The organism is Paenibacillus dendritiformis, from assembly GCF_015845845.1.
Taxonomy (GTDB): domain Bacteria; phylum Bacillota; class Bacilli; order Paenibacillales; family Paenibacillaceae; genus Paenibacillus_B; species Paenibacillus_B dendritiformis_C.
In genome coordinates, this window is sequence record NZ_LDIG01000062.1 from 1 (window position 1) to 14,861 (window position 14,861).

The 14,861-nt window shown below is 55.6% G+C and carries 13 protein-coding genes and 2 pseudogenes; 4 read left to right on the forward strand and 11 right to left on the reverse strand.

The annotated features are described in order from the left end of the window. Nucleotides 1–1,136: 1,136 nt before the first annotated feature. The 6 genes from ABD76_RS02835 to ABD76_RS02860 form a co-directional block, all read right to left on the reverse strand. Entirely contained in the window at nucleotides 1,137–1,748 is a 612-nt protein-coding gene (locus tag ABD76_RS02835; protein ID WP_197254129.1) for an alpha/beta hydrolase, read from the reverse strand. Next, complete coding sequence (locus ABD76_RS02840; RefSeq protein ID WP_197254131.1) at nucleotides 1,745–2,695, reverse strand: ring-cleaving dioxygenase; 951 nt, start codon at nucleotides 2,693–2,695, stop codon at nucleotides 1,745–1,747. The genes ABD76_RS02835 and ABD76_RS02840 overlap by 4 nt, the downstream gene beginning before the upstream one ends. Nucleotides 2,696–2,974: 279 nt before the next feature. After that, nucleotides 2,975–4,612 carry an SLC13 family permease gene (locus ABD76_RS02845; protein WP_197254133.1) on the reverse strand — a complete coding sequence of 546 codons (1,638 nt, stop codon included), beginning with the start codon at nucleotides 4,610–4,612 and terminating at the stop codon, nucleotides 2,975–2,977. Between the two features lie 144 nt (nucleotides 4,613–4,756). Further along, entirely contained in the window at nucleotides 4,757–5,479 is a 723-nt protein-coding gene (locus tag ABD76_RS02850) for a response regulator (protein WP_338125013.1), read from the reverse strand. Between the two features lie 8 nt (nucleotides 5,480–5,487). After that, nucleotides 5,488–7,098, reverse strand: coding sequence for a DcuS/MalK family sensor histidine kinase (gene dcuS / locus ABD76_RS02855; RefSeq protein WP_197254137.1), 1,611 nt, complete (start codon nucleotides 7,096–7,098; stop codon nucleotides 5,488–5,490). A 213-nt stretch (nucleotides 7,099–7,311) separates the two neighbouring features. Then, a complete protein-coding gene (locus tag ABD76_RS02860) occupies nucleotides 7,312–8,754 on the reverse strand; it encodes a PAS domain S-box protein (RefSeq protein WP_197254140.1) in 1,443 nt (480 codons plus the stop codon). Between the two features lie 304 nt (nucleotides 8,755–9,058). Here ABD76_RS02860 and ABD76_RS29175 point away from each other — a divergent pair. Further along, a pseudogene (locus ABD76_RS29175) lies at nucleotides 9,059–9,796 on the forward strand (endonuclease/exonuclease/phosphatase family protein). Nucleotides 9,797–9,931: 135 nt separating this feature from the next. Here ABD76_RS29175 and ABD76_RS02870 read toward each other — a convergent pair. From ABD76_RS02870 to ABD76_RS02885, 4 genes and pseudogenes are all read right to left on the reverse strand, one after another. Continuing rightward, a pseudogene (locus ABD76_RS02870) lies at nucleotides 9,932–10,636 on the reverse strand (glucose-6-phosphate dehydrogenase); the annotation flags it as partial. Nucleotides 10,637–10,775: 139 nt separating this feature from the next. Continuing rightward, nucleotides 10,776–11,015: a glutaredoxin family protein gene (locus ABD76_RS02875; protein WP_168182993.1), complete on the reverse strand. Its 240-nt coding sequence runs from the start codon at nucleotides 11,013–11,015 to the stop codon at nucleotides 10,776–10,778. A 101-nt stretch (nucleotides 11,016–11,116) separates the two neighbouring features. After that, the gene (gene trxB, locus ABD76_RS02880) at nucleotides 11,117–12,079 is read right to left on the reverse strand and encodes a thioredoxin-disulfide reductase (protein ID WP_197254142.1); all 963 of its coding nucleotides are present in this window, start codon (nucleotides 12,077–12,079) and stop codon (nucleotides 11,117–11,119) included. A gap of 171 nt (nucleotides 12,080–12,250) precedes the next feature. Next, the gene (locus ABD76_RS02885) at nucleotides 12,251–12,991 is read right to left on the reverse strand and encodes a winged helix-turn-helix domain-containing protein (RefSeq protein ID WP_197254144.1); all 741 of its coding nucleotides are present in this window, start codon (nucleotides 12,989–12,991) and stop codon (nucleotides 12,251–12,253) included. Between the two features lie 246 nt (nucleotides 12,992–13,237). Here ABD76_RS02885 and ABD76_RS02890 point away from each other — a divergent pair, with 246 nt between their 5' ends. Both ABD76_RS02890 and ABD76_RS02895 read left to right on the forward strand, forming a co-directional pair. After that, nucleotides 13,238–13,465, forward strand: a complete 228-nt coding sequence (locus ABD76_RS02890; protein WP_197254145.1) for a hypothetical protein — start codon at nucleotides 13,238–13,240, stop codon at nucleotides 13,463–13,465. Nucleotides 13,466–13,760: 295 nt separating this feature from the next. Next, nucleotides 13,761–14,198 carry a GNAT family N-acetyltransferase gene (locus ABD76_RS02895; RefSeq protein ID WP_197254146.1) on the forward strand — a complete coding sequence of 146 codons (438 nt, stop codon included), beginning with the start codon at nucleotides 13,761–13,763 and terminating at the stop codon, nucleotides 14,196–14,198. Here the strand turns inward: ABD76_RS02895 and ABD76_RS02900 are convergent. Further along, nucleotides 14,174–14,536, reverse strand: a complete 363-nt coding sequence (locus tag ABD76_RS02900; protein WP_197254147.1) for a DJ-1/PfpI family protein — start codon at nucleotides 14,534–14,536, stop codon at nucleotides 14,174–14,176. The two genes, ABD76_RS02895 and ABD76_RS02900, sit on opposite strands and share 25 nt — an antisense overlap. Between ABD76_RS02900 and ABD76_RS30365 the strand changes: the two genes are divergently transcribed. Continuing rightward, a complete protein-coding gene (locus ABD76_RS30365) occupies nucleotides 14,495–14,791 on the forward strand; it encodes an immunoglobulin-like domain-containing protein (protein ID WP_338125014.1) in 297 nt (98 codons plus the stop codon). The genes ABD76_RS02900 and ABD76_RS30365 overlap by 42 nt on opposite strands. The last annotated feature ends 70 nt before the right edge of the window (nucleotides 14,792–14,861 follow it).

Consider the following 14,861-nt stretch of genomic DNA (forward strand, 5'->3'; position numbering starts at 1 on the left):
TAATTAAACTAACATTGGACTGTAATAAGTCGACATGGGATCTCCTTCAGTTGATTCGCATCTATGCGGAAAAACCATGGGAAAATTTGATCGCTGCACTCAACCGCAAGCCGACCCGAACATCTAGGGGACGACCAAAGCGAAATGGGAGACGTCCGAAAAAGGCAACGAAGTCGATGAAACCGAAACTGATTGTGAGGTAATGACAAACGAAAAATACTTTTACATATAATGGATAACGCGCAGGGTCTATTTCCAGCTCGACTTTTTTAGACTTAGCGCGGACATTGCAGATGTAAATATATATCATATATTGATGTTAATTGAAATTAGATTATGAACTAACCGCTCGATGCAACGCTAGTGCATAAACGCAGGATTTTTCTCGATTTAAGACGCTTTTTGATGATATTCCTGCAAAAGCGCATCAATTTTTCCGATTTTTCCTTTCAATCCACTGGCGCAGCTGAAATTCCTGCATTTTTGCAGGAATCCCTGTAACGGAGTACCCGTCATAAGAGAAAACTGCATTTTCGCAGTATTTCGGCAAGTCGAGCGGCGAGAAGCGAAGTGGATGCAAAGCGGAAGCAGAGTTGGGAAAGCAGAGTGGAAACAAAACGGGAACAGAGAGGGGAAGCAAAGCGGAAGCAGAGTTGAAAGTAGAGTGGAAGAAAAGCGGGAGCGGAGTGAACTCAGATCGAAATCAGAGTAAAAGCAAAATTGTACAGAACTAAGCAGAAGCAAAGCAGAGCCAAACCGATCGAAACAGATGGAAGCTGAAGCGAAGCAGAGTCCAAACCGAATCCAAGCAGATCTGAAGGAAAATCGAAGTAGAGTTCGAAGCAGAGTTCGAAGCAGAGTCGAAGGAGATTCTAAACAAATAGCGAAGCAGAATCGAAGCAAGGTCCAAACAAAACCGAAGGGTAGATCCAAACCATATTGACTCAAACAGCACCATATCAGCAAAACGAACAAAGCCCACCCCGTCGTCACCTCGAATAAATGACATCATAAAGCATTGGGCATGTCCGCCAAAAACATGCGACTCCATATTCACAAGCTGGGGCTGTCTCACTGCATCTGGCCGCTGCTTATGAGACAGCCCCGTTTGTTCATTCGCCGGTAGGCAATCGCATTTACTTCAAAAACTTGCCGCGGAACCAGTCCGCGGCCGCCTCCGCCTCGGTGGAGGTCAACTGATGGCCGTACCGCTCCCAATGAACGGTTACGTCCGAGCCCGCTCCGCGCAGCAGCCCTTCCAGCTCTTCCGTCTCCTGCGGCGGGCAGATCGGGTCGTTCTTGCCCGCCCCGATAAAGACAGGGATCCCGTTCAAATCGGGCAGCACGACGCCGCGTCGCGGAACCATCGGATGATGGAGAATGGCGCCGGCCCATGCCTCTTGAATATGGAACAGCAGGCTGGCCGCGATATTCGCGCCATTGGAATAGCCGACGGCCACAAGATTGCGCCGATCGAACCCGTACTGTTCCGCCGCTTGGTCCAGGAATTCGTTCACTTCTCCCGTCCGGAACAGCAGATCCTCTTCATCGAAGACCCCTTCCGCAAGCCGCCGGAAGAAGCGCGGCATTCCGTTCTCCAGCACATTGCCGCGCAGGCTGAGCACCGGCGATTCCGGCGAGATCATGCGGGCCAGCGGCACCAGATCGCGCTCCGAACCGCCCGTCCCGTGCAGCAGCACCAGCGTCGGGGCCGACTCGTCCGTCCCTTTTTCGTACAAATGTCTCATGCTTCTCCCTCCTTAAGCGGTCTGACTTCGATCGGAAGCAGATTCGCTTCAATCCGGGTGCGGTGCGGCTCGAACCATTCCGGCAGCATCAGGCTCTCTCCGAGCGACTCGAACGGCTCATCGCGCGTGAAGCCCGGCGGATCCGTCGCAATCTCGAACAAAATCCCGCCGCTCTCCCGGAAATAGACGGCGTTGAAATATTGCCGGTCCACGATCGGCGTCGGATGATAGCCGCTCTGCTCCACCTTGCTTCGCCATTCCGCATGCTCCTCGTAATCGCGGGCCCGCCAGGCGATATGGTGCACAGTCCCTGCGCCTCCGACTCCCGGCTCCATGTCTGACTTCGGAATATCAATCAGATTGCCGAGCTCCCCGGCGGCGCCGAAGCGGACGAATCCGGCGTCCTCGCCTACCCGGGTCAAGCCGAGCACATGCTCGAGCACGCTCATCGTCTGGCTGGCATGCACGCTGAACAGCACCGCTCCGCCGAAGCCCTTGATTGCCTTGTCCGCCGGAATTCCGCCGAACGACCATTGGCTGGCCGGACCTTCCTCCCGTTCCACCAGTTCCAGCCGCAAGCCTTCATTATCTGTAAACTGGACGTATTTCTCTCCAAAACGGCGGCCTGTCATAACGGAAATGCCGAACCGTCTCAGCCGCGCTTCCCAGAAGTCCAGGGCCCCCGGCGGGACGACATACGTCGTCATGCCGACCTGGCCGCCCCCGATGCGGCCCCCGCGGGAATCGGGCCACGGGAAGAACGTAATGATCGTACCCGGACCGCCAACCTCGTTCCCGAAATACAAATGGTATACTTCAGGGGCATCGAAATTAACCGTCTTCTTGACGAGCCGCAAGCCCAGAACGCCGGCATAAAAGTCAACGTTCGCCTGCGGATCGCGTGCAAAAGCCGTAATGTGATGAATCCCTGCCGTATGCAAACTCATATGGATCTCTCCTTTTTATCTCGGTATAAATAAATTACACTCATTAATATCTCGATTTAAAGATATTATATTTATCTCCTTCTGTCAAGTGTGCCCCGTATCCCCCGCCCTCAGTCAACAAGGCATGCCCCCCTCGTCCCTGTTTGGTTTTCCGCGACCAAAAAACCGGCTCCGCAAAGGAACCGGCTCGGTCAACATGTATGACAAGCGGCTGATGAACGCTCTGGCGCCATGGGCAACCGCTTGCTTCGGCTATCACGTTTTCCCCACTGCAGCAACCTAGCCCTGCGCTTTCGTCAAGAGACTTTCCGGAATCGCATTCAGATCAATTCCGAAAACGATCGGCAGCAAATAATATACGGCAAGAATAATGATAAGTGTTGCGAATACGTTTACAGAAAATCCGGCCCGGACCATGTCGATAATTTTTAATTTCCCCGTCCCGAATATAATCGCGTTGGGCGGCGTGCCGACAGGCAGCATAAAGGCGCAGTTGGCCGCCATGGCGCAAGGGATCATGAGCGCGAACGGATGAATGCCAAGGGCGATCGCGAGCGCGGCGACGACAGGCAAGATCATCGTTGCGGTTGCCGTATTGGACGTGATCTCGGTCATCATCATGATCAAAAGCGTAGCGCAAGAAATAATGACAATGAGATGAAAACCGTCAAGCATCGTCAACTGTTCTCCCATCCAGTCAGACAGACCGCTGGAGCGGAAGCCCGCCGCAATCGCCAGTCCGCCTCCAAACAGAAGCAGCACGCCCCAAGGAATGTCCTTCGAATCGCTCCAATTCAAAATACGGGAGCTTGCTTCTCCTTTGGCCGGAATCATAAATAAAAGGGCCGCGGCCATAATCGCAATCATCCCGTCCGAGATGCCGGGGACAGGCACGAACAAACCGCCGTCCACCCATAAGAACTCGCGCGTAATCCACATAAAGGCAGCGAAGACGAACACGAGGCCAACCATGCCTTCTTCATAGGAGGTTTTGCCAAGCTTGCTGCGCTCGCTCTGAATTAACTCTCTTCCGCCCGGAAGCTGGCGGATCGATGTTTTGAACTTGATTCTCCCCAAATAAAACCACGTCGAGACAAGCATAAGCATGACGACCGGAACGGCAAACAGCATCCACTGGGCAAAGGAGATGGAAATGCCGAATAATTCATTCATTTGGGCGACAAGAATAATGTTGGGCGGCGTGCCGATCAGTGTTCCCAGCCCGCCTATCGTGCCTGCATAGCCGATGCCAAATATAAGGGACTTCTCGAACTTCGGCAGCTCCTCTTCCTCCGGCTTGCCAGCCAAAGTGCTCGCAATCTGGGCCGTAATCGCCAATCCCATCGGGACCATCATCATGACGGCTGCCGTGTTGGACACCCACATCGACAAAAATCCCGTTGCGGCCATAAAGCCCAGCAGGATGCGCTGCGTGCTCGTACCGATGAGCGAAATAATAAAGAGAGCCAATCTTTTGTGCAAATTGCACTTTTCCATCGCGGTGGCGATAAAAAAGCCGCCCAGGAACAAAAAAATAATATCGTTGCCGTAGGACGAGGCGACCGCGCTGCCTTGCATCGCTCCCGTGACAGGCAGCAGGATCAGCGGCAGCAGAGATGTAGCCGGAATCGGAATCGCCTCGGTAATCCACCACGCCGCAATCCATAACGTAACGGCGAGCACGGATTTCCCTTCCGCAGACAATCCATCTGGCTGGAAAAATAACATCGTCAACATAAACAAAGCAGGTCCCAATATAAATCCGACAAGCTGAGCTGGGGCATACGGCTTGTTGGACTTCACGCCAGGCCGAACGCCTCCCTGATCTGCTGCTTGGCCGGACACCGTCAATACCTCTTTCGTTCGCTTATGCTGTGCCCACAGGCTGCGCCAAGCGGATACAACCAATTGCTTCATCATTCATCCCCCATCTGTAAGCGCTTTCGTTAATTTTGTTACAAATTTATTTATCTGTATACATTTTTTAACTAATGTCATGGGTTTTGTAACTAAAAAAAGCGCCTGTGACAGAAAAAAAGCTCGCCGCCACCGCGCGCGAGCTTATTCAACCCGTATCTTTTCTTCTTTTTGCAAAAGGGAAAGCACGTAATCCAGCCCCTCTGCGCTGAGCTTATACTGCTGGAGCGGGCGGCCGCTGCCTTGATAGCTGACATCGCTGATCAAAGTGTTATTTTCCTCCAGAAAGCGCAAATATTTGCGCAAAGACACTCTGGATATCCCCGTCAATTCAGCCAATTCGGCCGTGGAGAACCAGCCTGCCAGCTTGTTAATCTCGCGCAGGACGCGAAGAAACGTTTCTTTCGTAATCCCTTTGGGCAGGCTCTCCCCGATCCAATCTTTGTTCCCGCATCCCCGGTGGAACAGCGCATCAACCTCTTCCTGCTGAATGCCTTCTTTCCGCATATGGACGCATCGGTACTTGTACCGCATAAGCGCCTCCCGGAACCGTTCAAAATCAAAGGGCTTGATTAAATAATCGACGGCCCCGTAACGAAGAGCCGTTTGCACGGACTCGCGGTCATTCGCTGAAGAAACCACGATAACATCTACCGCAAGGTTGGCTCTCCTTGCATTGACGAGCACATCAAGCCCGTTCTTGTTCGCCATATATACGTCCAGCAAAACTAAATCGATTTCTCCGCTCTGGAGCATTTCCCAGCCGGCTTCGATTCCGGCAGCCGTTCCGGCCAATGCGAAGCCCGGCACCTTGTCCACGTACATTCCGTTGAACTTCGCCACCATCGGGTCATCTTCAATAATCAAGACTTGAATCATGCCTGGTATGGGATGCGCACCGTCAATGTCACCCCGTCTCCTTTCCTTGAGGATATATGTACCGTCCCGCCTGTGTCCGCCGCCGCTTTGTGTATCAGATGGAGGCCGTAGCCCCTTCCTTCTCCTTTGGTGGATTTCCCTTTCCCGATTTTTCCGGCAAGCTCCTCCGCCAGACCCGGGCCATTATCCCGCACCGTCCATTCCAGACAGCCATCCCTTGCGGAGGACAGTTCTACCGCGACTTCTTTCTCCTCCTGCCCCGCAATCGCTTCATAGGCGTTGTCCAATGAATTGCCGATGATCGTGATCAACGCGTCAAGAACTTCCGGCCGCGCAATGGACGGCCACGCTTCCCGTCCTGTCAGCGTCACTTCGACGTCATGCTCCTGCAGGAAGCTGAGTTTGTTCAGTAAAAATCCCGCTATCACCGGGTCCTTCACATGGTTGTAGACCCAGCCCACATCCTTTTGATAATGAGTGGAAATCCGCTTAATATATGCCTGAAGCTCCTTGTATGATTCCGTATGCACCATGGCGGATATGACGTGAAGCTTGTTCATGAACTCATGCGTGTGCACCCTCAGGCTTTCCGCATAATTTTTGACGCCCGACAGTTGCTCCAGCATGCTCGTCAGCTCCGTTTTATCCCGGAACGTAGCCAGCGCGCCCACCAGTTTGCCGGCAGCCTTGACAGGAACGCAGTTCACGACGATTTCCAAATTGTTCAATGTTTGCTGCTGGTCCAGCTCTACTCTTGGGTGAATCAGTACGTCCTGCAGCTTTGATTGAGGCATAAACTCCCCCACATGCCTTCCAACCGGTTCGGCGCGAAGACCCGCCCGCTTGAATATGTCCCGGGCTGCCCGATTCGCGACCACCATGATCCCCTGTTCGTCAATGGCGACGACTCCTTCGCGAACGGAAGCGAGCATCGCCTCTCTTTCCTCCAGGAGCTTCGCGATTTCCGCCGGCTCCAGGCCGTGCATCGAGCGCTTGACCTTCTGCGCCAGCAGCAGCGCCCCGATCAAGCCTGCCGCCAAGCCTACCCCCATGCCGAGAAGGATGATTTTTTGGCTGCGCAGCACCGCGTCATTGATTTTATCCTTCGCTATCCCGACCGCCACGGCGCCAAGCTGCTCTCCCCCGTCCCAGATCGGCATAAAGGCGCGCATCGACTCCCCTAACGTGCCGACAGCGACTGAAGTATAACTTTTCCCTTGCAGGGCGGGCCCTTCGTCTCCTCCGACAAATGTTTTGCCAATCATCTCTTCGTTCGGATGAGAGAGACGAACGCTGTTCATATCCATGACCACGATATACTCCACGTTTGTATCCGCTTTCACTTTCATCGTATAAGTCTGGACGGGGCCGCCATAGGTTCCGTTGCGAAGGCTGTCCAGAATGGTCGGAGTCTGACCGACCGCGCTGGCGATGGCTTGCGCCCTCTCTTCCAGACTTCTCTGAGTCGCGGCCGCATAATCGTTCGCGATAAGGATGCCGGTCAGGGCGAGAGCCATGGCGACCACGACAGTGATTAGCCACAGGATAAGCGTCTTTAATTGATAAGGCCGACTGGGGAAAAGAAATCGTTCGAGACCGTGTGTCATCTTGGCCACCTCGCATGTTCTAGCCTATTTTTACAAAAATGGAGCACACTATATCAATATAACGGAAAGTTGAAAATTGAACTAGTCCCGATCCGCAGATGCGGCAAAAAGCACTCCCATCGCGCATATCCATCCCTGCGCATCGGAAGTGCTGTAGTCTCTCGTTCCGCCCTATCGGATCTGCTCCCCGCTTCGCTCAAGCCGCCGCCTTCTCTACTCATCGAGAATCGGCAGCGCCACCGTAAAGATCGTCCCCTGCTGCGGCCTGCTGTCCACCGATATGCTCCCGCCGTGATTGTCCATAATGTTGTAGCTCACCATCAGGCCGAGTCCCGTCCCGGAATCCTTCGTCGTATAGAACGGCTGGCCCAGCATCCCCAGCTTCTCCGGAGGAATGCCGCAGCCCTCGTCTTCAATCGTAATGAGCGCGAAGCCGTCTTTAACGCTTGCTCCGATATAAATATGTCCGCCGTCCGGCATCGCTTCGATCGCATTTTTAATTAAATTGACGAACACCTGCTTGATCTGATTCGGCTCGCAGTGCAGCCATATCTCCCCCGGCGGAAGATGGGCGGCAATCGCGCCGTTCTTCATCGCCGCCTGGGCGCTCATCAGCGCAATGCTTTGCTCGAGCAGCCGCACCAGGTTCGCGCTCCGGGCCGATACCATATTCGGCTTCGCCAAAATAAGCAGCTCGTTGCAGATGATCTCAATGCTCTTCAGCTCGGATTCAATGATGTCGTAATATTGTTCCTTCTCGCTCTTCGAGGATCGAAGCAATTTGAGAAAGCCGTTGATCGACGTGATCGGGTTGCGTATTTCATGGGCGATTCCCGCGGCAAGCTGCCCGACGATCGACAGCTTCTCCGACTGGATGATGCGTTCCTCTTCCTTTTTCCGCTCCGTCACATCCTGAAATACGCCAATCACCGCCTCTTCGCCGAGAAATGTGGTCGGTATCGAGACGCCCTCCGCAAATTTAATCTGTCCGTCATAGCAGCGGAGCTTATATTTGACGGTCCCCAGCTTCCCTCCTTGATGGTATCGCCGCCTTCTTTCCTCTATTTTGTCATGATGGCCCGGATCGACGAACTCCTTCGTGGATACGCCCAATACTTCCTCGGGGCCGCGCGCGCCGAGCATTTGAATTCCCGCCCGGTTGACGTACTGGCAAATCCCGTTCCGGGTAATGATGACGGAGAGAGGCAATTCCTCCAGCAGAATTCGGAACGACTCCTCTTTCGCCCGCAGCACGCTTTCCGTTTTTCGCTGCGCGATTTCCGTCATCTTCTTGGCCGTAATATCGTGGAACTGCGAGAACAAAAAAATGGGTTCCCCTTTCTCGTTGTGCACGACGGAGACGTTCACCAGACACCATACCGGATGCCCTTGCTTATGTATGTACCGCTTTTCCATATGGTATGCTTCAATCTTCATGTTCAGGAGCTGATAGACGTACTCCAGGTTCTCTTCGAGATCATCCTGATGGGTGATGGACTGAAAATTCAAGGCCAGCAATTCTCGTTCATCGTAGCCAAGCATGCCGCATAAGGCGCGGTTGACTTGGATGAAGCGGCCTTCCAGAGACACGATCGACATCCCGATAGACGCATTGTTAAAAGCGAAATCGAACAAGTCAATTTGCTTCAAATGCATAAGAGTAACCCCTTTCAATCACATCCCCAAATGAGTTCAAGCGGAATGAGTTATGTCTTTATCCAGGAACGGGAATCTCCAATTTTTCTGTTGTGTACGAAAATAATTCGCTGCCGCCCACAAATTTCCTCGTGCCCGAAAATAAAATTTTTCCAAAATATTGTACAGGATCGCAGCTCCGAAAAAAGGCTCGCGCCGCCCCATTGACTGCGGCCCTTATCTGTGCGAACGTTAGCAGGAGAGGAGACTATGCTACGATTCAGGGGTGAGTTTCATGACAGAGTGCGCAGCATCGCTTACCGTCATGTCGTACAACATTCAGCATGGGCGCGGAATGGATGACCGGTATGATCCGGCTCGCATTGCGGATGTTATCCGGAGAGCGGGCGCCGGCGTTGTCGGCTTGCAGGAGGTTGACCGCCACTTCGACAAGCGAAGCAATTACGAGGATACGATCACGGTATTAGCCGCCCGCCTGGGGATGTAGTATGCGTACGGCGCCAACCTGGACGGGGATCCCGAGCCGGGGCGCACCGAGCGGAGGCAATACGGCATAGCCGTCCTGAGCAAATATCCGATCGTCCGCCAGCAGCATTATTTGCTGGACAGCGCCGGCCGGGAGCAGCGCGGATTGCTGGAGACCGAGCTGGTCGTCGAGGATGCGAGAGTCAGCTTCTACGTCACCCACCTCGGGCTCGAGCGGCAGGAGCGGCTTGCGCAAATATCGGAAATTCTCGATATCGCCGCCCGACAGACCGGTCCGGCGATCGTAACGGGCGATTTCAACGCCCATCCGGACAGCCCGGAGCTCGCCGCGATGTCCCGCTCCTTCCGCAACGTATTCGCCGATCTTCCGGCGGCCTATACCTATCCGGCTGGCGGGGCCAAGGAGACGATCGATTATATTCTCGTCAACGAAGGCATCGCTGCCGGCGAACGGCGCGAGGTCGTCCGTTCGGTGGCATCGGATCACTACCCAATCGCCGCGGACTTATCGATCCGGCAGAACGAAACGGCGCCGCAAGCCATTGCCTTCAGATGAGGCCGATAGCTTGCGGCGCTTCGGTGCGAACCTTTCATGGCATATCCGGCGCTGCTTGCTTCGACGTATGCCTAGGCTCTTCCTCTAGATCGCTCTATCCGCGGGGATACCAGCGAACGAATGCGGACGCACGCTCATCGAGCCGGCCTCGTCGTAATAGGCCGCGCGCTCCTCTACGCCGACCGTCTCGCTCGCCGTAATCTGCACATTGGCAATGTATTGATTTTTCCAGACCGCCTGAAGCATCGGATTCGCATATTCAAGCTTCTGCAGGTTCTGCACCATCCGCTTGCCGAGATAATGATCGATCCGGAAGATTTCCTCCTCGCGAAAAACGCTGCCCAGCAGCGCATTCAATGCGCGGGCCGAAGCCAGATCGCGGCCGAACGGCTTCTCGATCAGGAGCCGCTTCCAACCGGTAACGCTGCTCAAGCCGCTCTCATGAATATGGCGGACGATCGGCTCGAACAGCTCCGGCGCTACCGAGAGATAGAACATCCGGTTCTCGGCGTTGCCAAGCTCCTGCTCGCGCTCCCGCACCTGCTCCAGCAGCCGCGCGAAATCTTCGGGAGCCGCCACGTTCAGGCGGAAGAAGCGGAACCGATCCAGGAACGCGTTCAGCTCCGCCTCATCCGGCGCCGGCCGGCGGGAGAAGCCGCTTATCGATTCCGCGATGCGACGGCGGAATTCCCCGTCGCTCCACGCGCTGCGGCCCATGCCGAATACGGAGAAGCCGGCGGGCAGCTTGCGGTCAAGATGTAGGTTGAACAGAGCGGGATAGATTTTGCGCTTCGCCAAATCTCCCGTCGCTCCGAACAGTAGTAAAGTTGCTGCATTCATATGATGGCCTCCAATCCACAGCTCCCAGCAAGTGCTGCATTTCTGTCATCTTTATATATAAGGAGAAATCCGCCCATAGAGCGGATTCCGTCGCTGCCGTATCTATGCCAGGCCGCAAAGGCCTCTCGCCGCTCCCCGATCATGCGCGGGCGGCCAGCGCTTCGTTCAGTTGAATCTGGTTGAAACCGAGGATTTTCGTCTCTCCGATGAGCGTCACCGGCACCGCTCGCATGCCGGTGTTCCACAGCTCTTCGGCATATTTCTCATCCTGGTCGATGTTCCGCTCTTCGAAAGCGACGTTCCGATCGCCCAAGAACCTTTTGACTTGGGTGCAATATTGGCAGTAGGTGCTTGTATAGACGATTACTTTCCTATCCATGGTTTCGTCTCCCCTTTACTCGCGATCCGCTTGCCTATTTGCCGCAGCCGCCCCATACTGTGCCCCGCACGACGTTGCCCGCAGCGCCAGACCCGGGCGATTTACGCTTGGACCGCTTCCGCAGCGCTTGCGCTATCCTCGCTCTCCATGCTCTCCAAGTAACGCTCGCAGTCCAGCGCGGCCATGCAGCCCGTGCCGGCGGCGCTAATCGCCTGGCGGTACCGGTTGTCCTGCACATCCCCGCAGGCGAATACGCCGGGAATGTTCGTCTCGGTCGTGCCCGGCTTGACTAGCAGATAGCCCTGCTCATCGGCATCAAGCTGGCCAGCCAGGAACTTCGTGTTCGGCGTATGGCCGATCGCCACGAAGATGCCGTCCGTCGCTAGGATCTCCTCTTCGCCGGTCTCATTGTTGCGCACCTTCAGGCCGGTAACGCCATGCTCGCCCGCCATCACTTCCAGCGGGGTCCGGTTCAGATACCAGCGAATCTTGCCGTTCTGGCGGGCCCGATCCTGCATAATCTTGGAAGCGCGCAGCTCCGTGCGGCGGTGGACCAGCACCACTTCAGAAGCGAAGCGCGTCAGGAAGTTGGCTTCCTCCATCGCGGAGTCTCCGCCGCCGATGACGACGATCTTCTTGTTGCGGAAGAAGAATCCGTCGCAGGTCGCGCACGTGCTGACGCCGCGGCCCACGTTATCGCGCTCGCCCGGAATGCCGAGATACTTCGCGGAGGCGCCGGTCGATATAATCAGCGACTCGGCCTGAATCTCGCCCATTCCTTCGACGGACAAGGTGAAAGGCCGCTTGGACAGATCCGCTTCCGTGACCCAGCCGGTGCGGAATTCCGCGCCGAAGCGCTCGGCCTGCTTGCGCATCTTGTCCATCAGCTCCGGACCCATAATGCCGTGAGGGAAGCCGGGGAAGTTCTCCACTTCCGTCGTCGTCGTTAACTGGCCTCCAGGCTCCGGGCCTTCGATAATCAACGGGCTCAGGTTCGCCCGGGCCAAATAAATCGCCGCCGTCAATCCGGCAGGCCCCGTTCCGACAATGACCGTCTTGTACATAGGATCATCTCCATCATCTATCGAATCATGTTGAATTGACATTCAACGTCCTTGCTTGCAGAACCTATCTTATCATCTGCGCCTCCGTTCATCATGAAGGCTTGATGAAGACACAATGAACCCTTCATGAAGGAATCATGAAGGGTTCATGAAGATGCACGTACCGATGTTTTAATCGGCTATCCGGTAGCCGATTCCCCGGACCGTGACAATGTACTTCGGATGCTTCGGCGCGTCGCCGAGCTTCTGGCGAAGACTCTTGATATGAACATCGATCGAATTGCTGCCGCCCATATACGATTCGCCCCAGACGGACTCCATAATCTGCTGCCGGGTCATGACGCCGCCGCCATTCAGCAGCAGCCCCTTCAACACGTCGAACTCGGTTCGCGTCAGCTCGATCTTGGCGCCTCCCTGATGCACCGTGATGCGCTTCAGATCGACGACGACATCCTTGAAGCGCAGCAGTTCGCTGCCCGCCGCCGGCTGGGCAGCGTTCCGGCTCGCCAGCTCTTCGATTCGCGACAAGGCCGCCTCGATCGGACAAGGCCAGACCATCACTTCCCTGCCCTGCTCATCCGGCCCCTTCTCCGAGCCCTCGCCATGCAGCAGAAGGATGGCGCCATGGCTCCCCGGGATGGTGGCGGACGGATCGGCCGGAACCGCCTTCGTCCGATCGACGATGACCAGATCGCTGTTCATCGTCTGCAGCATCGGATCATGCTCCTGATGGAAGAGCAGCACATCATAACAGCGTATCGTCAACGCGACGAACAGCGAGCGGATCGAAGCCGGGAAAGGGCTGACGATCACGATCCGCCGGGTCGTCTCGCAGAATTGCCCCAGTTCATCATCCGCAAAGGTCATTGTCTTTCCGTCATTGACGGAACCGTTGTCTTCGAATGACTGCACGCCGCACACACTCCTTTGCAATACACTCCTCTTCGGCGGCCATCGGGGCCTTCCATTTTAGAGTTAGTATTAATATAAGAAGGCGCGGCGCAAAAGTCAACAATAGTCAGTCTATGCCGGAATAGACCCATGTTGAGCCGGGCTTCCTTTCGTCCGTCTATGATATCCATCACAGACAACCAGAGAGGAACTTGATAGAAAGGAATCATATCATGGCCATACGCAGCTCATTAAGGAGGAAAAAACATGGCAATTGAAGTAATGGGCTCCGCTGCTGTAAATCAGGATGTTATCATCGATCAGGTACGGGAAAAATATAACTGCCGGGTGTTAAAATGCGAGGGGCGGCCCGTACTCGAATACACTTCGGAACAGGAGCTCGATCAGATAACGGAGTATGTTCGGGAGACGTTCCAAAAAGATCTTCTCGATGTGTTCTTCACGGCGATCCCAGGCCTGCAGCCCGATGAATAGACACCGCTTCCCGCCTTGCCGCCGGGCCCTCTGGCGCAGGATGGCAGCGGCCGCGAGGTGCGGCGGTTCAAGGCAGCCGCCAATAAATCCAAGACACCAATGCGCTTCCTGCCGGACGATCCGGCGGGAAGCGCATTTTCTCTGTCCGCGGCGACGCGCTGAGCACGATATTCGCCTATAACCGCGCCGCCTTGGGTGTCGAAGGGATGTTGCCTACAGGCAGCCGCGCGGCTACAATGGAGACAACGTATGCCAACGAATGGCAGCGAAAAGGATAAAGCAAGGAGGCGCGGCGATGATTCGAATTGCCCCCATTACGGCCGATCAGCTTGAGGAGTTGGCGGCCTTATATACCGAGCTGGATGGCAGCGCGACGAACCGGGAACGGCTGCGGGAGAAATTCGGCCTGCTCCGGGACCACCCGGATTACTTGCTGCTCGGCGCCGTGCATGAATCCGGGCGGCTCGTCGGTTCGGTCATGGGCATTACCTGCCAGGATCTGACCGGGAACTGCCGCCCGTTCATGGTGCTGGAAAACATGATTGTAACCGAGGCGTTCCATCGTTCCGGCATCGGACAAATGCTCATGCAAGCGGTGGAGCAAGCGGCGCGGGAGCGCGGCTGCCACAGCGTCATGCTCTTTTCCAGCGCCTGGCGCAGCGACGCGCACCGCTTCTATGAGAAGCTGGGCTTCTTGAAGGATGCGGCCTATGGCTTTGTCAAGCCGCTATAGACCGACGGCAGGATCGGCGAACTCGCGATATACGCCGCGGTCCGATCCGCCGCCTTGTCCCCTAGAATTGTTCTGACGAGATAGAGCGCCATATTGATGCCTGAGGTGACGCCGCCGGACGAGACGATATTGCCATCGTGAACGACTTTGCTCTCGGATTCCACTTGCAGGGAGGCATTGCTCCGCTGCATGCCCGCAGCCAGATGATGCGTCGTGACCCGCTTCCCGTCCAGCAGACCGGCCTCATTCAGCATGAAAACGCCTGTACAGACGGAACAAATATACTCAATATTCAGATGCCGCTTGATCCAGTTCACCACTTCCCGATTACCGCTCACAATGCGGGACCCGCAGATCTGCAGCTCGGTTACGGGTATGAGCTGTACCGGGCCGAGGATGAAGACGATGTGCCCGTACCCTTCACGCAGGCGGTGCCCGCTGTAGGGAGACATATCGAACCCGGCGGAACGTTCGACGAGACCATCACACTCCCCCGCGACCTTGAATCAGGGCGCTATCGGGTCGTGAAGCGGTTCTCCGCTTTTCTATCCGATAAGGCCATGGAGCTGGCCGCCGACTTCGAGATCCGCTGATTCCGCCTCCCGGAACACAAGAACAGCGCCCGCTCATCGGACGACGCCGATCTTGGTCGTCCCGCATGCG

What these genes read in the sequence shown, in the direction of transcription:
- ABD76_RS02835 (WP_197254129.1), bottom strand. Translation starts at nt 1,748, where the DNA reads ATGAGACATTTGTACGAAAAAGGGACGGACGAGTCGGCCCCGACGCTG.
- ABD76_RS02840 (WP_197254131.1), bottom strand. Translation starts at nt 2,695, where the DNA reads ATGAGTTTGCATACGGCAGGGATTCATCACATTACGGCTTTTGCACGC.
- ABD76_RS02845 (WP_197254133.1), bottom strand. Translation starts at nt 4,612, where the DNA reads ATGAAGCAATTGGTTGTATCCGCTTGGCGCAGCCTGTGGGCACAGCAT.
- dcuS (WP_197254137.1), bottom strand. Translation starts at nt 7,098, where the DNA reads ATGACACACGGTCTCGAACGATTTCTTTTCCCCAGTCGGCCTTATCAA.
- ABD76_RS02860 (WP_197254140.1), bottom strand. Translation starts at nt 8,754, where the DNA reads ATGCATTTGAAGCAAATTGACTTGTTCGATTTCGCTTTTAACAATGCG.
- ABD76_RS02875 (WP_168182993.1), bottom strand. Translation starts at nt 11,015, where the DNA reads ATGGATAGGAAAGTAATCGTCTATACAAGCACCTACTGCCAATATTGC.
- trxB (WP_197254142.1), bottom strand. Translation starts at nt 12,079, where the DNA reads ATGTACAAGACGGTCATTGTCGGAACGGGGCCTGCCGGATTGACGGCG.
- ABD76_RS02890 (WP_197254145.1), top strand. Translation starts at nt 13,238, where the DNA reads ATGGCAATTGAAGTAATGGGCTCCGCTGCTGTAAATCAGGATGTTATC.
- ABD76_RS02895 (WP_197254146.1), top strand. Translation starts at nt 13,761, where the DNA reads ATGATTCGAATTGCCCCCATTACGGCCGATCAGCTTGAGGAGTTGGCG.
- ABD76_RS30365 (WP_338125014.1), top strand. Translation starts at nt 14,495, where the DNA reads ATGCCGCTTGATCCAGTTCACCACTTCCCGATTACCGCTCACAATGCG.